This window comes from Pseudescherichia vulneris NBRC 102420 (assembly GCF_000759795.1).
In the GTDB taxonomy this organism is placed as follows: domain Bacteria; phylum Pseudomonadota; class Gammaproteobacteria; order Enterobacterales; family Enterobacteriaceae; genus Pseudescherichia; species Pseudescherichia vulneris.
The window spans coordinates 19,598-41,812 of sequence record NZ_BBMZ01000010.1 but is presented as its reverse complement, the minus strand read 5'-3'; the positions used below and the strand labels follow the sequence as shown (position 1 = coordinate 41,812).

Sequence of the window (22,215 nt, the reverse complement as noted above, 5' to 3'; positions counted from 1 at the left end):
TTGGATCTATTGCCTATACTCAATTTACGGTGCAGGCGTTTGGGCCTGCAAAGTAAGCAACCATGTAAAAGGAGACAACGCAAAATGGGTATTATTGCGTGGATTATTTTTGGCCTTATTGCCGGTATTATCGCTAAGTTCATCATGCCAGGGCGCGACGGGGGTGGCTTCATCATTACCGTTATTCTGGGTATCGTCGGTGCCGTAGTCGGTGGCTGGCTGGCGACGATGTTTGGTGTTGGCGGTGACGTTACAGGCTTCAATTTACCAAGTTTCCTCGTCGCAGTAGTGGGTGCGATTGTGGTTCTGGCTATCTACCGGATGGTACGTCGGAACTAATGTTCAATGCCAGCCGGCGATCTTGCCGGCTGGCATCTCCCTTATCCTACCCTATCAAAAATCATATCCCACCGTGGCAAGTACGCTGCGCTCCGCACCAAAGTAGCAGTTATTTGTCCCATAGCAGCCAGAGATATAGTCCCGATCGCCAAGGTTGCTGGCATTGACCTGCACAAATGCGCCCTTCAGCTGCGGCGACCATGCGCCGAGATCGGCTCTAACCGAAGCATCAAACAGCGTAACCGATGGCAGACGGGCCGTATTGGCATCGTCGGCGTACTGTTTGCCGATATAGCGCACGCCTGCGCCCACGCTTAAGCCGTAATCAAACTGATAGTGCGCCCACAGGGAAGCCATCTGGTCCGGGGTGAGCTGCGGCGTATTAGACTCGTTGCCGTCCAGCGAATCCTCGAAGCGCAGATGGTTCCACGTATAGCCTGCAATCGTGCTCAGGCGTGACGTAAGCTGGTTACGCGCTTCAATCTCCACGCCCTGGGAGTGTACCTTCCCGGCGGGCAGGTAGGTGGCAGTGGCAATGTTGATATCGCGGGTTGCTACGTCTTTCTGCGTCAGGTCGTAGATGGCGATGCTGTAGATATCCGACGTGCCCGGCGGCTGGAACTTCAGGCCCGCTTCATACTGCTCGGCGGTGGTCGGCTTCAGCAGCTTACCGTCTGCACCCGGCAGCGAGGCAGGGGTGATCGCCTGGCTGTAGCTCAGATAAGGCGAGAGGCCGTTTTCGAATGCGTAGAGCAGAGAGGCGCGGCTGCTGACGTGGTCATCAGAGCGGCGGCTGTCGGTGCCAAAGGTGTCGCTGGCCTGCTCGGAGACGATGCGGTCGTAGCGTCCAGAGAGATCCAGATGCCAGCGGTCCCACACCATCTCGTCTTGCAGATAGGCACCTGCCTGATAATAGCGGCGATTGTTGTCATCGCTGTAGGTGACGGTGTAACCGTGCTGCGGCGTATAGCCGGTGAACGGGTTAAGCGGGGCGGCAGAGCCTGCGCCGGTCCAGAGATCGTTGCGGTAGCGGTGATATTCCCCGCCGAGCACCACGGTATGCATTACCTCGCCGGTGCCAAAGTCGGCCTGCAGGCGGTTATCGGTTGACCAGGCGTCAAGCGAGCCGCGCGAGCCGCTGTAGCCGCGAGCCAGCTCATCTGAGTTAGCGATCCAGCCGGTCTGGTAGACCTGATCGAGGGCAACGTTGGCATGGGTATAGCTGCCGCTGGAGTGCACCGACCAGACATCGTTAAACTGGTGGTCAAACTCTACGCTATAGAGCTGCTCGCGGCGGCGATAGCCGTCCCCGCTCTCGCCCTCGTTGGTGCTGTTCGACAGCCGCTTGCCGTTGTGATCAAAGCGCGTCCCGTCCATCGGCAGCGAGCCGTGGTAACCGCCGGAGGGATCTTTTTGCAGGTAGGCCCGCAGCAGCAGGCTGGTATCGGAGTCCGGCTGCCAGAGCAGGGACGGCGAGAGGGCGTAGCGCTCTTCGCGGGTATTGTCATACTGGGTGTCGCTGCTGCGGGTCATCCCGGTCAGACGAAACGCCCACTGGTCGTTAATGGCGTCGGTGTAATCAAACGCGCCGCCCTTGGTATTCTGCGTGCCGCCGGAGAGACGGAAGTGGCCTTCGGACTTAAACTGCGGGCGCTTCGAGGTGAGGTTGACCAGCCCGCCGGGCACGCTCTGCCCATACAGCGCTGAAGAGGGACCCTTCACCACGTCGATGCGTTCGACAAACCACGGGTCGATCTGCAATACGCTGTGGCTTCCGCCGTCGCTCATCAGGCGCATGCCGTCGAGGAAGATGTTATCCACGTCGCCGCCGTGGAAGCCGCGCAGCGAGACGGTATCAAAGCGTGTTGCGCCACCGCCAAAGTTGGAATTGACCCCAGGCGTATAGCTCAGGGCCTGGTTGACGCTCATTACACCCTGATCTTCCATCTGCTGACGCGTGACGACCGATACCGACTGGCCGGTAACAATCAGCGGCTGATCGGTTTTGGTTGCGCCGCGGGTGCTCTGCACCGTATAGCCCTCGGTCGGCGCAGTGGCCGACTGGGGAGCGGTAGCGCTAACGACGACGGTATCTTCAGCCAGAACGGCATGGGGAAGGGCAATGCCCAACGCGCAAAACCAGACAGAGCGTTTTAATGTTGTTTTCATTCGCAATCCATACTCTCTTAAGCGGAACGCGAATTATTATTGTTTATATTTGCGTATACAAGCTTTTTACGGGGGAGGAGGCGGTCCCGCTACCAGATTTAGTAGCGGGACCGGAGAGAGGCTTACTGCGCCACTTTCTGTGCTTCAGGCGTGCTCTGCGGAGCCGGTTGTTGGGCGGTTGATGATGTATTAGCGGATGATGTAGCCGTTGATGGCGTAGCGGAGGCTGCCGCAGCAGGCTGCGCTTTTGGCACGCTGTCGCACGGCTGCGCCTTCGGACAGACCAGGTCCAGCATCATCAGCGTGACGCCATTAGTCCAGCCGAAGCCATCCTGCAACGGATATTCACCGCCACCGCCGCCGGTACCGGTGCTGCTGACGTCATACTTCTCAACCAGCTTCTGTTCGCGATCGTAGGTGTGCTGGACGTTGGAGAGGAAACGCCAGGTGACGTCCATCGCCAGCTTATCCTGATCGTAGTTTTGCAGGCCGGTGGTGGCGACCCACTGCAACGGTGCCCAGCCGTTAGGCGCGTCCCACTGCTGGCCGCTGTTGACCGTGGTGGTGGCGATGCCGCCAGGCTTCAGCAGGTGAGCCTGGGTAGCGGCCGCAACCTTGGCAGCGCGATCCTTCGCTGCCGCGTTGACGTACAGCGGGAAGAGTGCCGCCGCCGTCAGCGGGCTACGTACTTTTTTGGTCTTCAGATCGTAATCCGCATACCAGCCCTCTTTGTCGTTCCACAGGTTGGCCTCCATCCCTTTCTGTCGGGCATTGGCCATAGCGTCATACTGGCTCGACTTAGCGCTGTCCCCGGCGGCCTGGCTGGCGCGGGCCAGCACTTTCTCCATCTTGAACATCAGGGCGTTGAGATCCACCGGCACGATGCTGGTGGTACGGATGGTGCCGAGCTGATTAGGATCGTCCATCCAGCGCGAGCTGAAGTCCCAGCCAGATGCGGCGGCAGAGCGCAGATCGCGATAGATCTCCGTCGCCGGGCGGTTTGGATTATTCTTCGCAGTGGTCACGTCATCCAGCCAGGATTCCGGACGCGGCGTATCGCGATCGTCCCAGTAGCGGTTGAGAACAGAGCCATCCTCCAGCTTCACCACGCGCTTGTTGGCCTGGCCCGGCTGCAAGGTGTCTGCGCCTTCCATCCAGTAGCTGTACTCTTTCTCCAGCTGTGGGCGGTAGGTTTTCAGCGCCTCATCGCCTTTATGGCTTGCCAGCAGCTCCACCATAAAGGCAAAGAACGGCGGCTGGGAGCGGCTGAGGTAGTAGGTGCGGTTACCGTTAGGGATATGGCCCCAGGCATCGATTTCGTGGGCGAAGTTCGCCACCATATCTTCCACTTTATCCCAGTGGCCGCTCTCGGCCAGACCGAGCATGGTGAAGTAGCTGTCCCAATAGTAGATCTCGCGGAAGCGGCCGCCGGGTACCACGTAGGGTTCAGGCAGCGGCAGGAGCGAATCCCACTTGTCAGTGCGATCGGTGGTGCGGGTCAGCACCGTCCACAGGCCGTCAATGTGCTGGCGCAGCGTCTGTCCAGCCGGCGGAACATACTTCTCGTTCGGGGCTGGCAGGGTAAAGTTCATCTCAACAAAGTGGCGCAGGTCGAAGCCGGACTGGTTACGCTGCATCCGGTAGTCGGCCAGAATCATGTAAGGGTCGCTTTTCGGTACGGCGTCGGCGAAGGTTTTCTGATCGGGAAAGAGTTTAGCGGTCTGCACGTCGGCAAACAGCGGGCCCAGCAGGATATCCGGGGACTGGATCGGGGTTTGGCTTTCAGTCTCGGCGGCCAGCGCCTGTGCGGAAGTCAACGCGAGAAACGCGCCCCCTAGCGCCAGCTGCATGGCAAAAAACAGCGTCTGGGGTCGGCGCGATAAATTTCTTCTCATCTATTATTCTCCATAGCAATGAACAGCGTCCCGCTGTAATCAACCTTTGAAAACAGTAGACGAATATCCGACGCCCGGAGTACCAGAAGTAAAAATTTGCGTCCTTACAAACATTTTTTGCCAAAAAAAGCCCCGCGTGAGCAGGGCATAACCGCGTCTTTAACCCTGGGGATTGATGAGCCAGGTGCCGGGTGTCACCACCGTCAGCGTTTCGCTGCGGCGCTGGCTGCCGTTCTGCAAGGTAAACTCATACTTGCCCGCTGGCAGCTGGAGATAAGCAAAACCGCTGGGCGCGGGCGCAATCTCCTGCGGCTTGCCGTTCACCTGCAACCTGTCGGCATCGCTCATGCGAATGTAGATCCGAGCGATGGGGCCGCTGGCGGGCGCGCTGGCTACCTTCGCCTCCGGGGCTGCTACAGGCTGAGCAGAGGAGACAGCGGCCGCCGTCTCCGTATCGCTCTGCGTCGAACCAAAGATCAGCGCACCTGCAACAATGCCCACCAGCACGCCTGCCGCAATCTGTGCCGGGGTTTTAACGCGCTGCCAGAGGGACGCGGCGGAGGCGGGCGTCTCCTCCACGGGAACCAGCATGGTACCGGTTTTTTTCACCGCCGGAAGCTGTCCGGTGTCGCCCACGGTGATCCCCGCCAGGGCGGCAAACTCTGCAATGCTCTGAGGACGATCCTCCGGCTTCAGCGCCAGAGCGCGATCGACCGCCTGCAGCAGCGCAGGAGAGTAGCCCGACGGCGGGTTCTCGGCCAGCGGCGCACAGCTGTCCTGAATGCTGCGCGCGACGCTGGCGGGCGGCACAGAGCCGGTAATCAGCGTGTAGAGCACCGCCCCCAGCGCATAGATGTCCGTCCACGGCCCGAGAAGGTTCTCACTGGCGTCCGCGTACTGCTCAAGAGGCGTAAAGCCAGGGTTAAGCAGCCGCTTGCTGGTGTCACCAGGCTCGCCCACGGTAGCTGGAACGGCAACGTCCAGTAGCAGCGGCTGGCCACTCTCCTCAATCTGAATACTCTTCAGGGAAATATTACGGTGCAACTCGCCCGCGTGGTGCAGGGTGGCAAGCGCGCTACATAGCATTGGCAGCCGCTGTAAAATCCAGGCTTCGTTAATGAGGTTTGGCTGCTGCTGATGCAGCTCCGCCAGGGTAGTGCCGTCATAGCGCGGCGTCAGGATATAGGCGGTATCGTTATGCTGCCAAAAGCGCAGGACCAGCATCAGGTTAGGATGGGTAAAGCGTGCCAGCTGGCGGGCCTGCTGGACAAACGCGTTCAGGCCAGCGGCAAAGGCGGCGCTGTCCTGTTTGCTCCGCAGCACCAGGCGCATATCTTCGCCGCGCAGGCTCAGCGCCCGGGGCATATACTCCCTGACCATGACCGGACGCTCAAGCTCGCGGTCAAGGGCGTGATAGAGAATATCCGTGTGGCGGGTTTGAATAACGTCCTGGATCTCTAGCTCATCGAAACGAAAACCCGGCGGCAACGCGTCGGGGGTGCTCGGATTGTTCTCGCTGTCTGTCATTATATGCAGATCTCTGTTCAATACTGACGGCTATTCAGAATAGGTATTTCAGGATCACTTTTGCGTGCGCCAGGCTCCGGCTGCCGGATCCCGCAGCTGCGGATGCAGATTGTCGATCAGCAGCAGCGTCAGGCTGGTGCCCGGCGTCAGAAAGGCGGACCACACTTTACGCACTTCGGTGAGCCGGGTTTGCAGACGGGTGTCATCCAGCGCCTGATCCCGCGATACCTCTACCGCCACCGTGCCGCTGTTTTTCCAGCCGTTGAGCTGCGGATCGTAGGGCATAATCAGCCAGCTTTGGGGAGCCTGGCTGTTGCTCACCACCATGCGTTCATTATTGACGCTGGTGATCAGCAGGCTGTCGGCGTTGGCTTTATCGCTCAGGCCGCTGACCGGGAAACCGTGCACGAAGGTCATCACCGAGCGCTTTTCACCCTTCTTACCCTGCTGGATCACCTCGCTGCGGCCGTTAAGCCAGCCGCCGCGCTCGCACTTGCCGTTGGCTTTGGCGGGGATAAACAGCGCTGAGGCATTGGCGTCACCCTGCCAGAAGGTGCGCAGATGGCAGCCATCCTGCAAGGTAAATTCAAGCCACGGCGTGCGGTCGGCCGCCGGAGAGGGCTGCTGCGCCTGGGCTGCGTTAGTCGCAGACTGGGCTGCACGCGGCGTAATAACCACGGCCCAGTCGCTCTCTTTGGTGGCGATACCTTCGGCGAGCATTTCACCTGCCGGGTCGACCATCTGCCAGTTTACCTGGCCGATGGTGCTGCACTGGTTCTCCAGCAGCGCCCCGAGGCGCGGCATAAAGCTGGTAAGAATCGAGGGCGTTTTATCACCGCTGGCAACAATGCGCAGCGGTAATTTTGCGGAACACCAGCTTTGCGGCGATTTATCGTTAACGTTGTCTATCCAGACATCCAGCTTCTGAGAGGGGGATTGGGCAATACGATAATTCCCTGCCGACACGGTTGTGGATGCTAAAAGCAACGCCAAACCCGAAAGCCAGACTTTCATAAAATTCCTTGTTAGCCAGAGTAATTAATCAATAATCCAGGTGCCGCTATCGCCTTTTTGGCATGCCTTGCTGCTGTCATCTACCGCCACGCAGGTCGCTTTTTTCGCGGCGCGTTTAGGACGGCGGCGATCGTTTTTCAGCGTCTGCTCGTAGAGGGCGCTTTTCACCAGCGCACGCGGCGGCACGTAGCCAATCAGCTGCTCGCTATCCTGCTCGGCGATCGCCAGCCAGGCGTTATCCACCTCACCTAAAACGGTATAGGTATCACCGTTTTTCAGCTGGCCGAGGACTTTACCGCCGTAGGTGGGAGTGCTGAGGATCGAGCCGGGGTAGAGCGCCCGGTAGGCCTCGTTGACAGGCGTAAAGGTAGAGGGTGGCGAGACCGCATAGCGGTGTGTAAGCGTGACGCCATTGACCTGACTGGTCACCAGCGTATCGTCCGTCATCTTCGGCGGTGGTGCTTTACAGCCGACAACGACAGTGACCATAAGAAGAAGAAACAGGCCTCGCAATTTCATTATAACTTTCCCTGAAAAAATGATTAAACCCGACCGCCGCTGACTATTAAAGATTAATACAGCTTAAGCATAGTCTGATGATTCTACATTGAGTTTATAACAATTCAATCGCCTTCTGATGGGGAGAGATTGTTAAATATGATGTTTACGTGCATATATTCTTATTAAAACGATTTTGGCTGGCGTCATCGGGTATAGGGATCTATTTGTAACCGCCGGGTACGCAGCAGGTCTTGTGCCAGATCAAGATCGGCGCGCGTATCAACATCGCGCACGATACCGTCATCTGCAACGGACAGATCCTGAACGTTACCGCTGACCCTGGCCTCTCGCACAATTGCCGCGGCGCCCACGTCGCCCTGGAGCGAAGCCAGCGTATGAAAGTAGTGGCGGCCGAACCCCACCGGATGTCCCTGCTGCTGGTGAAAGCGAGGCACAATAATGGTTTGCTCCGCCAGCGCCTGGGCAACGCGCTGGAGGGTTATCGCCTGAACAAGGGGCAGATCGCCGGGTAGGATCAGCCAGCCTGCGGCCTCAGCCGTTGCCTGCACGCCCATCGCGATGGACTCCCCCATGCCGCCGGTGCCGCCCTCGGGCCGGACAAGATGCCACGGCAGTCCGGAGGCGTGCACCGCCGCAAGGGTGTGAGAAAGCACCGCTTTGCCGTCGAGCAGCGTATCAAGCTTGTGGGCAGTGCCGCCCGACGCGAGAAACCGCTCGCCCCGTCCAGCAGCCAGTACAATTACCACGGGTAGCGTTGTCACCACGGGTAGCGCAGGCATCACGCCGGCCTCCGGCCACGGGCAGCCGCCACGTCGGCCAGTACCGATAGCGCCAGCGAGCTGGCATCCCGTGCCTGAGGAAAAATGCCGATTGGCGCTTTGATCCGCGCAATCTCGTCGGGATGAAACCCGCGATCGGTCAAGGCGCGGATGCGTTTTTCATGCGTGCGTCGACTGCCCAGCGCGCCGATGTAAAAGGGGGCGGCGGTGAGGGCGGCACTCAGCAGGGGCAGCTCCCGGTCGAGATCGTGCCAGAGAAAGATCACTGCCGTATGGGCATCGATCAGGCCAGACAGGGTCCGCAGCCGGGAGCCGTCGTCAATATGTACATCGTATCCCGCCGCTTCGGCGAGCGTCGCCGTCATGTCGGCCTCAACGGAGCGGCCAAAGATAATCACCCGCGTCGCAGGGCGGTAGTGGATAACAAATGCATCCTCTTGCCAGCCGGTCTCTTCGTCAGGCGCGCCAACGTCAAGCGTCTGGGTATCAGGGCTGTAGCGCAGCGCCGGAGCATGACGTCGCTCCAGCGCCGACAGCACCGCCAGCAGAGGACGCGCCGAGCGCAGCGGGTGAATGCTGAGGGTAATCCCGCCCCCGCAGGGCAGAACAATATCAAACCAGGGCGATCCCTCTCCGTAGATGACCGTGCGATCCGCGCCGGATTTGATCGCCTCCAGCCCCTCCCAGGCCGCAGCGGCCTCAACGCAGCCGCCAGAGACGAAGCCGCAGTAGAGGCCATCCTCACGAACAGCCATCTGCGCCCCGAGGGGACGCGCCGCGCCGCCGCGGATCTCGGTCAGGACGATCAGCGCTGCCGCCATGCCGGAGGCCAGCGCCTGCGCCGCGAAGCGCAGCACCGCCACGCTGTCGTCGGTTAAGAACGCCCGCTGCGGCGTGGCAGCGGGGTCCCTCGCGACGGGGATGTGGGCAGGTTGTGGTTGAGCGAATTGTGGCTGCACGTCCTTCTCCTATATCGCTTCCGGCAGGCCGCTCAGCAGCTTGTCGAGCGTAATAGGGTAGTCGCGTACCCGCACGCCGGTGGCGTTGTAGATCGCATTGGCAATAGCAGCGCTAACCCCGCACAGCCCCAGCTCGCCGACCCCCTTGGCCTTCATCGGGGATGAAACCGGATCGGTATCGTCAAGGAAGATCACCTCCTGCTGCGGGATATCAGCATGGACCGGCACCTCATAGGCGGCGAGATCGTGATTGACGAAGTAGCCCAGCCGGGTATCGACCGCCAGCTCCTCCATTAACGCCCCACCAAGGCCCATGGTCATCGCACCAATGACCTGGCTGCGCGCCGTTTTCGGGTTGAGGATCCGCCCGGCGGCGCAGACGGCCAGCATCCGGCGCACCCGCACCTCACCGGTGGCGATATCCACCCCAACCTCGACAAAGTGCCCGGCAAAGGTGGACTGCTGATACTTCTCCTGCAGCTCGGCAAACTCGATAGTGTCTTCGGCGCTGAGCGTCCCGGCTGCGGCGGCATCGGTGAGCGGGGCGCTGCGGCCATCCACGCTGACCTTACCATCGGCAAAGACCGCGTTTTGCGCATCGAATCCCAGCTTGTTTGCTACCGCTTCGCGCAGCTTGACGCAGGCGGCATAGACGCCCGCCGTGGAGCTGTTGGCTCCCCACTGGCCACCCGACCCGGCAGAGACCGGGAAGGTTGAATCCCCGAGCTGAACCACCACCTTCTCCAGCGGCAGGCCCAGCATTTCGGCTGCCGTCTGGGCAATAATGGTGTAGCTGCCGGTGCCGATATCGGTCATGTCAGTCTCAACGGTGAGCGTGCCCTGGGCATCAAGATGCACCCGCGCCCCGGAGGTCATCACCAGGTTATTACGGAAACCGGCAGCGACCCCCATGCCCACCAGCCAGCGGCCGTCGCGGATCTGCCCCGGCGTCGGGTGACGGCGCTGCCAGCCAAAGTGCTGAGCGCCGGTACGCAGGCACTCCACCAGCTGGCGACGGGAGAAGGGACGATCCGGATGGGTAGGGTCGACCTGGGTATCGTTCAGAATGCGGAACTCCACCGGATCGACGCCTGCCTTCTCGGCGATCTCGTCGATAGCAATCTCCAGCACCATCATGCCAGGCGCTTCACCCGGGGCGCGCATCGCGTTCCCCTCGGGCAGATCCAGCTCCGCCAGCCGCAGGCCGGTGTGGCGGTTCGCGCCGGCATAGAGAAAGTTAGTCTGCTGCACGGCGGTTTCTGGCTCGCCTTCAGGCAGGTTACCGGACCAGCTCTCATGGGAGATGGCGGTAATATGCCCGGCCTCGTCGGTGCCAATCCGCACCTGCTGGATAGTGGCTGGACGGTGAGTGGTATTGTTAGGGATCAGCGGGCGGGAGAGCATCACCTTCACCGGACGCTTCGCCGCCCGGGCACCCAGCGCGGCCAGCAGGGCATCGCTGCGCAAGAACAGCTTGCCGCCAAAGCCACCGCCGATGTAGGGCGACAGCACGCGGATGTTCTCTTTCGGCATATTCAGCGTTAGCGCGAGGTCAGAGCGGCACCAGTCAATCATCTGGTTTGAGGTCCAGACGGTGAGCTTATCCCCCTCCCAAACCGCCATTGACGCATGCGGCTCCATCGCCATATGGCTCTGATCCGGCGTCGTGTAGGTCGCGTCGAGCTTGACCGGGGACGAGGCAAAGGCGGTAGCAAAATCACCGGTGACGCTGTCAGGCTGATCCTCCATTGGCGCAGTGATGCTGGGTTTAACCTCGGCTAAGTCGTATTCGCCCCGATCCCGCTGGTAATCCACCTCGATCAGCGACGCGGCCGCACGCGCCTGCTCGAAGGTTTCCGCGACGACCACGGCGATGGCCTGGTGATAGTGCTGGATCTCCGGGCCGCCGAGCAGGATGGCGGTATTCTTCTCCCCTTTGCCCAGTTTTCCCGCGTTGTCAGCGGTCACCACGGCCAGCACGCCAGGTGCGCTGCGGGCGGCCTGAATATCGATGCGGTTAATTCGCCCTTTGGCGATCCCCGCCCCGAGCACGTAGCCGTAGGCGGCATTGGGCACCTTGTCATGCCACTCGTAGGCGTAGTGGGCGGTGCCAGTGGTTTTTAGCGGGCCATCGATACGATCGTGGGGGCGGCCGACCACCTTCATTTGATCGATAGGGTTTTCCGTGGCTGGTTTATCAAATTTCATCGCTTTATGCCCTCGCTTCTGCCAGCACCGAGGCGAGGGTACGCTTCGCCAGGGTTAATTTAAATGCGTTCTCATGGGTCGGCTGAGCCTCAGCAAACAGTCGGTCATAGACCGCCTGCGCACCCTGAGCCATCGCCGCATCGGCATCCTCCCGACGCCAGGGCTGGTGAGCCACACCACCCAGCGCGACCCGGCCACTGCCGTCCTGCTGCACGATGGCAGCGACGGAGACCAGCGCGAAGGCGTAGGAGGCCCGGTCCCGCACTTTGCGGTAGATATGGCTGCCGCCCAGCGGCGCTGGCAGGGTGACGGCGGTGATCAGCTCCCCAGGTGCGAGGTCTGTCTCAATGTGCGGCGTTGTGCCCGGCGCACGGTAAAATTGGGCGATGGGGATCGCTCGCTTCTGTCCATCCGGGCGCACCGTCTCGACCACCGCATCAAGCAGGCGCATGGCGACGGCCATGTCGCTGGGATGAGTAGCGATGCAGGCTTTGCTGGTGCCCACCACCGCATGCTGACGGCTGAACCCCTCTAGCGCCGCGCAGCCGCTGCCGGGAAGACGCTTGTTGCAGGGCTGGTTCGTGTCGTAGAAGTAGGGGCAGCGGGTGCGCTGAAGCAGGTTACCCGCCGTGGTGGCCTGGTTACGCAGCTGTCCGGAAGCACCGGCCAACAGCGCCCGGGAGAGCACGGCGTAGTCGCGACGCACTCGCTCGTCGGCTGCCAGATCGGTATTACGCACCAGCGCGCCGATGCGCAAACCGCCTTCGGGCGTCTGTTCAATCTTATCCAGCGCCAGAGTGTTAATATCGATCAGGTGCAGCGGAGCCTCGATCTCCAGCTTCATCAGATCGAGCAGGTTGGTGCCGCCCGCGATAAATTTAGCATGGGGGGTGCGCCCGGCGCTGGCTGCCGCTTCCGCCGGGGTATTGACGCGCTCATAGGTAAACGCCTTCATGATTTCAGCCCTCCGGCAACGTCATCAATAGCAGCAAGGATATTGCTGTAGGCCCCGCAGCGGCAGATATTGCCGCTCATCCGCTCGCGGATCTCATCCGGCGTGGCCTGCGGAGGGGAGACCAGATCCAGGGTCACGTGGCTGGGAATACCTGCCTCAATCTCTTTCAGCACTGCCACCGAGGAGCAGATTTGCCCCGGCGTACAGTAGCCGCACTGAAAGCCATCGTGTTTCACAAAGGCGGCCTGCATCGGGTGCAGGTTATCCGGCGTGCCCAGTCCTTCAATGGTGGTGATCTCGGCATCCTGGTGCATCACGGCAAGGGTCAGGCAGGAATTGATTCGGCGACCGTCAACGATAACGGTGCAGGCCCCGCACTGGCCGTGATCGCACCCTTTTTTGCTGCCGGTGAGGTGCAGGTGTTCGCGCAGGGCGTCGAGCAGGGTGGTGCGCGTATCCAGCTCTAGCTGGTGGACTTCACCGTTGACCTTGAACGAGACCGGCATCGTTTCAGGCGGTGGCGTTACCGGAGGCTCCCCCGCGCCGATCGCGACGGAGGGGGAAATGGCCGCCGCCGCCGCAGACGCCGCGCTGGCCTTGATCAGCACCCGACGGGTTACGCTGAAATCGTACGGCCCTCTGTCCGCTTCGTTGCTCTGATTGCTCATAATTGCCTCCACATCTATAGCGTTGTTTTTATACGTGCGATAAATAATAGTAGGCGGTGAAACAGGGATTACCCCCGCTTTTTGCATACGCTATTGAGCAGGGGGCATGAATCAGGCAGCGAGGAAGAGATTATTGACGTGGCGAGCCAGCGTGAAGCCGCCCCGATTTTTTCAGGATCCGTACCGCGCAGCAGGCCAGCAAAATCAGGATAATGAGGCCAGCGGAGATTATCCAGCCATGAGCATCGGCGTGAAGAGCTCGGGCGGCCAGCAGCACCAGCATTAGCAGGGTCATACAGAGCGTGGTGTACTCCTTCACCACCACCCGCCGCCAGTTAAAGGCAAAGGTGCGCAGCGTCTCGCTCATCCCTGCCAGACGCGGCAGCAGGCGCGGCGTACGGGCACAGTAGTGCCGGTAGTCGTCGCCAAAACGCTCCAGCAGATAGCATTCTTCCGCAGCAATGATGCAGGCGTAGCCGAGAAAAAAGAGCGGCATCGCAATTGCCAGATACCAAGGATTATTGGCGGCAATGCCGAAGCCGATAATCATCAACAGATTGCCAAGGTAGAGGGGATTGCGGCAGTGGGCAAACAGTCCGGTCTGTACCAGGCTGTCGGCATAGACTTTACGCTGGCGTCCGCCGCGTACGATGTAGTCTAGCCCGACGGTTAAGACACGGATCCCCTGTCCGAGCAGGGCAACGGCGGCACCTGCGAGCAACATGGCAACGGCGTTCTGGCTGACCTGCTGCTGACTAACAAACAGCGTCAGATAGAGCAGCGGAAAGAGCGCGTTGCGGGTACGAAAGAGAAAATTGCCGATGGTGACCCTCATTTTATTGCCACCATTGCGCAGAAGTTATACCAGCGGAAGAAGACCTCTACGCTGCGAAAGCCGGTGTCGGTGAGCATCTGCCGATTTTCGCCTTCGCTATAGGGGATCAACACGTTCTCCAGCGCCTCGCGTTTCTGGCTAATTTCTAGCTCGCTGTAGCCGTGGCGGCGCTTCATATCATAGTAGTAGTTGATAAAGCGCCTATTGAGATCCGGTGAGTCACAGACCACCTTCTCCACCAGAATCAACGCCCCGCCGGGGTTAAGCCCTTGGTAGATAGAGGAGAGCAGCTCCCGACGGTGCAGAGGGCGGACAAACATTAGCGTCAGGATCATCGCCACCACCGAGGCGTTATCTAACGTCAGCCTCTCTTTGAGATCCTGACAAAGGAAACGCGTCTCACGCGCAGAGTGTAGCTGGGCGAATTTGCTCCGGCACTTCTCCAGCATATCCGGCGAGTTGTCGATGCCGGTAAAAGCGATATTCTGCGGCAGCGCGCCGTCCAGCAGGGCGAGGGTGGTGCCAGTGGCGCACCCCAGATCGTAAAGCTGGCTCCCTTCGGTAGCGTACTCAGCTGCTAGCTCGCCCACCATGCGCTGGATCTCCTGGTAGAAAGGCACCGAGCGGTCGACCATATCGTCAAAAACGCCCGCCACCTGGCTATCAAAGCGAAAATCTTCTGCGCTCTTCTCCACAGCAAAAACGTTATCCTGACCCATAACGACTCCAGTAAAATATATTGGGAATGAATACATAAAGCCTAATGTATTTGCTTATTAAATAACTGATATTACTGAGTTATTTTGCTCGGAGGTTATAGGCTTTACGTAGATTGTTCTAGCTGAGATGTATTGCAAAGTGTTGTTATTGATACAACGCTGCGTAAAGTTTGGTGATTATTTAAGCACAGCGCTTGCTGGGCAAAAAAACGACGCTAGAATAGGTCAACTCCCGCCGTTGTTTACTTCCCCTACAGGTGCCATGATCGCTCTCAAAACAGTTTGTCTGAGTTTGCTGTGTATTATTCTGCTCTCCCTCGTTGCCAGCATCGCCCAGGCGGTAAGCCAGCGCGACGCCAAAGCCAATGAGGGGTGGTGGTCCGCCCGGCGTGATTCGTCCGGCATCGCGCCCGATCCGGCTAAGTTTGCCCGACTGGCAATTGTCCAGGTCTATGCCGCCCCTACCTACGGCTGGAAAGGGGCGGTGGCCGTGCATCCGTGGATCATCTTCAAGCGTGCCGGGGAGACCCACTACAGTCGTTACGAGGTGATCAGCTGGGGCAGCGGCGACAAGGTGCGCCGTAACAGCAACCTCGCGGATGGCTACTGGTACGGATCCAGGCCGCGCCTGCTGGTGGATCGTCGTGGGCCTGAAGCCGAAGCGCTGATCCCGCAGATTGAAGCGGCCATCGCCTCTTATCCGTGGCCGACTACCTATCACGCATGGCCGGGCCCCAACAGCAACACCTTTATTGCCCATATTGGGCGAGAGGTGCCTGACCTGAGGCTCGATCTACCAGCCAACGCGGTGGGGAAAGACTATCGTCCGATCTACCGGCCCATCGGCTTACCACCCTCGGGGCGTGGACTGCAAATCTCGCTGCTGGGCGTGGCGGGAGTCACTCTGGGGGCAGAGGAGGGGTTTGAGCTTAACGTGCTTGGATTGAACGTCGGCCTCGACTTTACGCCCCTGCGCCTGCGCCTGCCGTTTATCGGCGGCGTAGGGTCGGATAATTTGCAGGAGCAGTAACGCTTCGGGCATGGGGAAAATGTCAATCGGCTTGATTGCGTTATTCTTATGCCTTCTTGGTTTATTAATGCACAGCTGAGTAACACTCCCTTTTTATATGCTGTTTGAATATATCTCTTTTTATGAGTAATTCTGCTAGTTCTTCTGGGAGTGAACTATGGCTAATACAACTGCCTCCACCGGAACACCGATCGTCAGCGTACATGATAACCGGGGGCTGACCTTGCGCGCCCTCAACTGGAACCGGGAGCAGGACAGCGATTCGCTGCGCCTGCTGATCACTCATTCGCAGACCAATGACGCCAGCCGGGTCATGTCGCACCGTGATGCACGCCTGTTTGCCACCTGGACCGGTGACAGCACGGCTCCGGCGAACCTGCGCACCACGCCCTCGCTGGCAGGACAGGTGTTGCGGCGCCAGAGTACCGACAGCGGCGAACAGGTGATGCTGTTTGATGCCGCAGGCCGTCCGGTATGGAGCCGGGACGGACGCGGTACGGTAAAGACAGTGGCCTATGATGAACTGGGCCGTCCGGCAAAAGGCAGTGAGCAGCTGAACGGGAGTGAAATCCGGGTCAGCTGGCGCAGCGAGTATGGCGATGCCGGTCCGGCGGATGAGGGTTCGCAGGGGAATAATCTGCGTGGAGCGGGTGTGGCGCAGTACGACGATGGCGGCCTGGTTCAGGTGAACTCAGTGGCGCTGAGCGGGGCGGTGCTTAGTCAGACGCAGCGCTTTCTGTCTTCGGCAGAGGGGTTACCCGACTGGCCGGAAGATGAGGCTGAGCGGGAGGCGTTGCTGGAGGCGGACCGTTATGACACGCTTATTGCCAGTGATGCCCGCGGCGCTACTCTGAAGCAGACGGATGCAAAGGGCCATGTGCAGACCTGGCGTTATAACGTCAGCGGCAACGTCTGTTATCAGGACGTAACCCCGGCAGGTGGGGAGAAAATGACGTTGTTGGCAGGCATGGCCTGGAGTGCTGCAGGTCAGGTGCTGACGGAGTCCGCCGGGAACGGCGTCACCACCGCATACAGCTACGACCCGCAGAACCAGTGGCTCGCCACCATTACGGCACAACGGGCAGATAACACCACGCTGCAGGCCCTGATCTACGGGTACGACTTCACCGGCAACGTCACTTCGATAAGTGACGGCACGGTGGCGGCAGGTTACTGGCGCAACCAGGCCACAAACGGCACCCGGCAGTTTACCTATGATGCGCTCTACCAGTTGCTGAGCGCCACCGGACGCGAGAGTGCAGGCAGCACGGGGATGCAATACAGCGATCTTCCGGGTGTGGAGCCGGACAGCAGCCAGTATGTGAACTACACCCGCAGCTACCGTTATGACGACAGCGGCAACCTCGCCACGCTGAAGCATGCCGGGGCGGGGAATTTTACCCGCATCATGACCACGGACACGACTTCTAACCGCAGCGTACAGCAGAATGATGGCGGGCCGCAGACGCCGGATGCGGTGGGGAGCTGGTTCGACGGTAGCGGTAACCTGCTGACGCTCCAGGCCCGGGTTCCGGTTACGGATGATAACGGTCTGGATCCACTGGTCTGGGATGGCAGTAATAACCTGCACTCGGTGACGCTGATGAGCCGCAGCAGTGGCGACAGTGACCGGGAGATGTACCAGTACAGCGGCAGCCAGCGGGTGCGTAAGCAGACCCGGACGCTGGTGAACGGTGAAACGCAGCTGTGGAGCGTTGACGAGGTGCGCTACCTGCCGGGGCTGGAACTGCGGCGGAGCTGGCAGGAGACGGCGGGCAGCAGCGCTTCACCTTCTCTGTCAGAGGAGTTGCATGTCATTACCAGCCAGGCGGGCCGGGCGGGTATCCGGGTGCTGCACTGGGAAGCGGGTAAACCGGACGGTATTGATAACAACCAGGGGCGCTGGAGCGTGGACGACAACATCGGCTCGCTGTCGCTGGAGCTGGACGGTGAGGGCCAGCTTATCAGCCGGGAGGAGTACTACCCGTTCGGCGGCACGGCGGTGTGGGCAGCGAGCAGCGAGGTGGACGCGAGTTACAAAACCGTGCGCTACTCCGGCAAGGAGCGGGACAGTACCGGCCTGTACTACTACGGCTACCGCTACTATGCGCCGTGGCTCTGCCGCTGGGCCAGTGCTGACCCGGCAGGCGAGGTGGATGGTCTGAACCTGTTCCGGATGGTGCGCAATAATCCTGTGACGCTTAAGGATAATGATGGGCGAGAGCCTACGGCATCTTCATCAAGTGAAAGTACTCCACAAAAATATATGTTTTCACCATTCATAACTGCTATTGATTCATTACTGTATGATCTTTTTTATAAATTTTATTATTCTCATATCGAGAAAAAAGAAACAGAGATAATTAAACCGATTTTTGTTAATAAAGATCAACAAAGATCTTTTAATGCACAAATAGAGAAGGATGAGGGTTTGTTAATCTCAATGCTTGAAAGGATTTTACCCGAGAACGATCCCAATCTTAAACATGCTCAGGCAACAGATATCTTTAATAAGTTTAAACAGGCTTACTCTCAAGAGGGGTTATTTAAATTTCCACCTGAAAGTAGCGGGGGAACTCTTTATATCTCAGGGCATGGTGCAGCGGGAAGTGATTTTATCTTTTCAAATTCAACTAAAGGCTCTGTAAAAGAGAAGTCCAGTGATGAAATTGTGGAACGGCTGAAGATAAAAGGTTTACCTAATAATTTTAATATCAAAATAGATTTTTGCTGGAGCGGTGCATCCTCACAACCTGAGGGTATTACAGTTGAAGAGTATCAGCAAGCGTTTGCAGAAGGGAAGATATTCGATTTAGTTGCTGGAGAAGATATTGCTTTTCTTGATCAGTTTGCAGAAGATCTCAAAGAGGAAATTCCTGAATTCAGTGGAAAGCTATCTGGATATGTAGGTATAATAGATATTACTAAAAAAGTGGACATTAATAGTCATTCTGATGATGGAAAGCCACATTATGTGGTTTCTCTGCCTGTAAGTGGTGGTGGCGAATTTTTTATGCGAAAAAGTGACGTCAGAAGAACTATTACGATGTGAAAAGTCAAAATATAAATAGGCTGCAATGTTGTTTGTTGCAGCCTTTACACTACCTTATTTGCTCGCCACTTGCACCTGCAGATGCTTGCTGCGTTTCTGCTTGCGCAGCTTATCGATCAGGCGGTGCGCCTCGGCATGCGTCGCCACCGCCGGAGATGAACCGCTGAGCGGCTTCTGGGCCGTCTCGCGCAGTGTCAGGACCGTAATCAGACCGATAATCCCCGCACCCATCATATAGTAAGCCGGCATCATCACGTTGTGCGTGGTATCCACCAGCCAGGCGGTCACCAGCGGCGTGGTACCACCGAACAGAGAGACCGAGAGGTTAAAGCCAATCGCCAGCGCGCTATAGCGGATATCGGTCACGAACAGGGCCGGGAGCGTCGCAGGCATGGTGCCGCTAAAGCAGGTGTGCAGCACGCCAAGAATAACCAGCCCGCCAAATACCGCCAGCATATTGCCAGATCCGATCAGCATAAAGCTCGGGATCGCCAGCAGGACTAGCCCGGCAGCGCCGAGGGCGATGACCGGACGGCGGCCGATGCGATCGGTCCAGTAACCCCAGGCCAGGGTCAACGGCATCATCACAAACATGATCACCATCACCAGCAGCAGGCCGGTCAGCTCGCTCATGCCCAGCACGCTGGTCAGGTAGCTTGGCATGTAAGAGGTGAGCATATAGTTCGAGACGTTGAACACCAGCACCAGGCCGATGCACTTCAGGATCTGCTTGCGATGTTTGTTCAGCATCTGGATCAGGCTAAGCTGCGGCTTGCTGTGCTCCAGTGCCTCCTGCTTATCCATGTGATCTTTAAACGCGGGCGTCTCCTCAAGCTTAAGACGAATGTAGAGGCCAAACAGCCCCAGCGGCGCGGCCAGGAAGAACGGAATACGCCAGCCCCAGGCGTGCATCGCCTCGGTAGGCAGAACCGCGATCATAATTGTTACCAGGCTGGCACCCAGCAGATAGCCGCCGAGGGTACCGAACTCCAGGAAGCTGCCCATAAATCCGCGGCGTTTGTCCGTAGAGTACTCCGCGATAAAGGTTGCGGCGCCGCCATACTCGCCCCCGGTGGAGAAACCCTGTACCAGACGCGCTACCAGCAGCAGGATCGGCGCGGCGATACCAATGCTGTCATAGTCGGGGATCAGGCCGATGCTGAACGTACCGATCGACATCATGATCATCGTCAGGGCGAGGATCTTCTGCCGACCGAAGCGATCGCCGAGCGGACCGAATACCATTCCGCCGATTGGGCGCACGAGGAAGGCGGCGGCAAAGGTCCCGAAGGAGGCGATCAGCTGTGCGGTGCTGCTGGCACCCGGGAAGAAGACCTGACCGATGATCACGGCCAGATAGCTGTAGACCCCGAAGTCGAACCACTCCATGGTGTTACCAAGTGCGGCTGCGCCGACGGCCTTTTTAAGCAGGCTGCTATCGATAACGGTGATGTCGTCTACGGTTAATTCGTTGCTTGTTGAAGCGTTATTCTGGTGCTGGTTTAACGTCGTTCCGTTGCTCATAAACTCCCCATGAGTGTGGATGGCGCAACCTTATAGCTTTCGCAGCCGTAAAACCCAAATAAAAGGAAATGAAAGCTATAAGATGCAAAGAATGATGGTTCGCCACGTTTAGCGGCGGGGGTACACCATAAATAAAATAGTCGACGGGTGCAACTTTTTGGCGGGAATAGCTGCTTTTCTCTGAAATAGTGGTGGTATCAGCTTAATCTGAAGGGCGTTACAGCAATAAATAAACCTCGTAAATTACGCGGGATATTATTTCGCCTGCTAACGATCTATTTAATTGCGGCCATTAGCACTATGATGGCACAACCTTTTTATATTTTTCTGTAGTGATGACTATTTCAATGAATCCCCAGCGGCAAGCCGATCTCTTCCTCATTATGGTCACCCTTATTGCCGCCTGCGGCTGGATTTTTTCCCGCGAGGGCATCTCTGGGATGCCGGTTTTCGCTTTCCTGGGTTTACGTTTTGGCTGTGCCGCCCTGGTGTTGCTGCCGTTCTGCCGGGGACAGCGTATTCAGCGTGAGCAGATCATCAGGGTGCTTATCAGCGGGGCCTGGATGGCGCTGACCATGTGTCTGTGGATCTACTCCGTTTCAACGACTCCCTCGCTCGGCGAAGGCGCATTTATCATGAGCCTGTCGATGCTGTTCGTGCCGCTGGTGGCCTGGGGGATGATGAAGGTGCGGCCCGCCCGTGCCTACTGGGAGTGTCTGCCGCTGGCCTTTGTCGGTCTGGGACTGCTGAGCTTACAGTTCCCGGTGTCGTTTCACGCCAGCCAGGGTTGGTTTTTGCTGACCGCTGTGGTGCAGTCGATCTCGTTTTGCTACACCAGCCGCTGTGCCAGAGACGTGCCGCTGCTGCCGCTGACGGCGGTGCAGTTGGGGATGACCGGCGTGGTGGGACTGGTACTGTCAGGGCTGACGGAGACGTGGACTCAGCCGTTTACCGCTACCACTGCGATGTGGCTGCTCGCCAGCATTCTGATCGCCACCAGCCTGCGCTTCGGCCTTCAGCTCCAGGGGCAAAAGCATGCCGCGGTCGCCAATGCGGCAATTATTATGGTGCTGGAGCCGCTACTGACGGTGATTGCGGCGGCAATCTGGTATGGGGAAAAGCTGCCGATGCAGAAAATTACCGGTGGGATACTGATCCTGGTGGCCCAGCTGTGGTTTAGATGGCGGATGGTGGTGCGGGCGTAATAGGGCAGGGGTGAGTAAAAGCTGGTGTAGGGTGGTAGTCTGCAACAGCCATGAGAAGCCGTCACTGTGATACCGTACCTCACCGAAGCTGCTGTACTGGCCGCTCCTGCGGACGTGGCCTTGTTGTTGAGTGACTTCTAGCTGCAAGGTTATTCTTTATGCCTAGTGGCTTAAAATTTTACTGGAAGAATAGTTTGTAGTATTAGTAATAATATTTTTAATTAGCTACTATATAAACTCTTTTATTTTTTTCAAAACCATTTGAAATGAAAGCGCTATAATTCAAAGCCGAAATAGAGGACAGGTAATCTTTTATCAGGTTTGCCTCAGGGACATCTGATTGCTTAAGATTGAGATTGGATAACAGCCATTTTTTTCTTTGGGTGAGTAAAATGTTAGGTCTTAAACTACCCATTTCTATTGCATCGTCCCATCCTGTTATGGTTACACAAGAAAAAAAGTCAGCTAACTCAACATCCTTGGCAATGCTCTTAGCAGGCTTTAAATTTTTTTTAAGCAAATCTATTGCGGCTTTAAGTAAAACTTTGTTTCTCTCATCAAAAGATAATTGTGATAGAAATGATATGTCATTCCATCTTGAGAATAATGGTATTTCCTCAAAGGTGTCATACTCGGCAAAATAAACTCGAGGATTATCTAGCCCTCCTTTTTTTATAAGGCTCTGTATTTTTTTATCAATGTAATTCATATCCAATCCTCAATATTCCAACCGTAATTATGTAACCATTTTAAGGTTTTCTTTGAAAAAGATGGAGCGCCGTCATGTGTTGACCCATCCTGATTCAAGGCTGGAT

At 58.0% G+C, this 22,215-nt stretch carries 18 protein-coding genes; 4 read left to right on the top strand and 14 right to left on the bottom strand.

Annotated features, from left to right (window positions below):
- The first annotated feature begins 84 nt into the window (after window positions 1–84).
- Window positions 85–339: a GlsB/YeaQ/YmgE family stress response membrane protein gene (locus EV102420_RS09350; RefSeq protein ID WP_042391252.1), complete on the top strand. Its 255-nt coding sequence runs from the start codon at window positions 85–87 to the stop codon at window positions 337–339.
- 54 nt (window positions 340–393) lie between these two features.
- Here the strand turns inward: EV102420_RS09350 and EV102420_RS09345 are convergent, their stop codons facing one another.
- The 12 genes from EV102420_RS09345 to cmoA form a co-directional block, all read right to left on the bottom strand.
- On the bottom strand, window positions 394–2,508 hold the full coding sequence (locus tag EV102420_RS09345) for a TonB-dependent siderophore receptor (protein WP_042391250.1): 2,115 nt from the start codon (window positions 2,506–2,508) through the stop codon (window positions 394–396).
- 122 nt (window positions 2,509–2,630) lie between these two features.
- Window positions 2,631–4,403, bottom strand: coding sequence for an alpha,alpha-trehalase (locus EV102420_RS09340; RefSeq protein WP_072015226.1), 1,773 nt, complete (start codon window positions 4,401–4,403; stop codon window positions 2,631–2,633).
- A 159-nt stretch (window positions 4,404–4,562) separates the two neighbouring features.
- Complete coding sequence (locus EV102420_RS09335) at window positions 4,563–5,930, bottom strand: protein kinase domain-containing protein (RefSeq protein WP_042391248.1); 1,368 nt, start codon at window positions 5,928–5,930, stop codon at window positions 4,563–4,565.
- A 54-nt stretch (window positions 5,931–5,984) separates the two neighbouring features.
- Window positions 5,985–6,944, bottom strand: coding sequence for a hypothetical protein (locus tag EV102420_RS09330; RefSeq protein WP_042391246.1), 960 nt, complete (start codon window positions 6,942–6,944; stop codon window positions 5,985–5,987).
- Between the two features lie 24 nt (window positions 6,945–6,968).
- Window positions 6,969–7,463, bottom strand: coding sequence for an SH3 domain-containing protein (locus EV102420_RS09325; RefSeq protein WP_042391244.1), 495 nt, complete (start codon window positions 7,461–7,463; stop codon window positions 6,969–6,971).
- A gap of 185 nt (window positions 7,464–7,648) precedes the next feature.
- On the bottom strand, window positions 7,649–8,245 hold the full coding sequence (locus tag EV102420_RS09320; RefSeq protein WP_042391243.1) for a nucleotidyltransferase family protein: 597 nt from the start codon (window positions 8,243–8,245) through the stop codon (window positions 7,649–7,651).
- Complete coding sequence (locus EV102420_RS09315) at window positions 8,245–9,168, bottom strand: XdhC family protein (RefSeq protein ID WP_042391459.1); 924 nt, start codon at window positions 9,166–9,168, stop codon at window positions 8,245–8,247. The genes EV102420_RS09320 and EV102420_RS09315 overlap by 1 nt, the downstream gene beginning before the upstream one ends.
- A 45-nt stretch (window positions 9,169–9,213) precedes the next feature.
- Entirely contained in the window at window positions 9,214–11,412 is a 2,199-nt protein-coding gene (paoC, locus tag EV102420_RS09310) for an aldehyde oxidoreductase molybdenum-binding subunit PaoC (RefSeq protein WP_042391240.1), read from the bottom strand.
- Between the two features lie 4 nt (window positions 11,413–11,416).
- Window positions 11,417–12,367 carry an FAD binding domain-containing protein gene (locus EV102420_RS09305; RefSeq protein ID WP_042391237.1) on the bottom strand — a complete coding sequence of 317 codons (951 nt, stop codon included), beginning with the start codon at window positions 12,365–12,367 and terminating at the stop codon, window positions 11,417–11,419.
- Window positions 12,364–13,035, bottom strand: a complete 672-nt coding sequence (paoA, locus tag EV102420_RS09300) for an aldehyde dehydrogenase iron-sulfur subunit PaoA (protein WP_042391235.1) — start codon at window positions 13,033–13,035, stop codon at window positions 12,364–12,366. Before paoA ends, EV102420_RS09305 begins: the two co-directional genes overlap by 4 nt.
- A 130-nt stretch (window positions 13,036–13,165) precedes the next feature.
- A complete protein-coding gene (locus EV102420_RS09295; RefSeq protein ID WP_042391232.1) occupies window positions 13,166–13,870 on the bottom strand; it encodes a methyltransferase family protein in 705 nt (234 codons plus the stop codon).
- Window positions 13,867–14,589 (bottom strand): carboxy-S-adenosyl-L-methionine synthase CmoA, encoded by a 723-nt coding sequence (gene cmoA / locus EV102420_RS09290; RefSeq protein ID WP_077776516.1) that lies wholly within the window; start codon window positions 14,587–14,589, stop codon window positions 13,867–13,869. The genes EV102420_RS09295 and cmoA overlap by 4 nt, the downstream gene beginning before the upstream one ends.
- A gap of 262 nt (window positions 14,590–14,851) precedes the next feature.
- Between cmoA and EV102420_RS09285 the strand changes: the two genes are divergently transcribed.
- Complete coding sequence (locus tag EV102420_RS09285; RefSeq protein ID WP_042391229.1) at window positions 14,852–15,619, top strand: DUF3750 domain-containing protein; 768 nt, start codon at window positions 14,852–14,854, stop codon at window positions 15,617–15,619.
- Window positions 15,620–15,776: 157 nt separating this feature from the next.
- Window positions 15,777–18,671: an RHS repeat domain-containing protein gene (locus EV102420_RS09280; protein ID WP_052512346.1), complete on the top strand. Its 2,895-nt coding sequence runs from the start codon at window positions 15,777–15,779 to the stop codon at window positions 18,669–18,671.
- Window positions 18,672–18,725: 54 nt separating this feature from the next.
- Here EV102420_RS09280 and proP read toward each other — a convergent pair whose 3' ends face one another.
- The gene (proP, locus tag EV102420_RS09275) at window positions 18,726–20,195 is read right to left on the bottom strand and encodes a glycine betaine/L-proline transporter ProP (RefSeq protein WP_042391228.1); all 1,470 of its coding nucleotides are present in this window, start codon (window positions 20,193–20,195) and stop codon (window positions 18,726–18,728) included.
- Between the two features lie 347 nt (window positions 20,196–20,542).
- Here proP and EV102420_RS09270 point away from each other — a divergent pair, with 347 nt between their 5' ends.
- On the top strand, window positions 20,543–21,400 hold the full coding sequence (locus EV102420_RS09270; RefSeq protein WP_042391226.1) for a DMT family transporter: 858 nt from the start codon (window positions 20,543–20,545) through the stop codon (window positions 21,398–21,400).
- A gap of 217 nt (window positions 21,401–21,617) precedes the next feature.
- Here the strand turns inward: EV102420_RS09270 and EV102420_RS09265 are convergent, their stop codons facing one another.
- Window positions 21,618–22,109, bottom strand: a complete 492-nt coding sequence (locus tag EV102420_RS09265) for an Imm15 family immunity protein (protein ID WP_042391225.1) — start codon at window positions 22,107–22,109, stop codon at window positions 21,618–21,620.
- Window positions 22,110–22,215 lie beyond the last annotated feature (106 nt).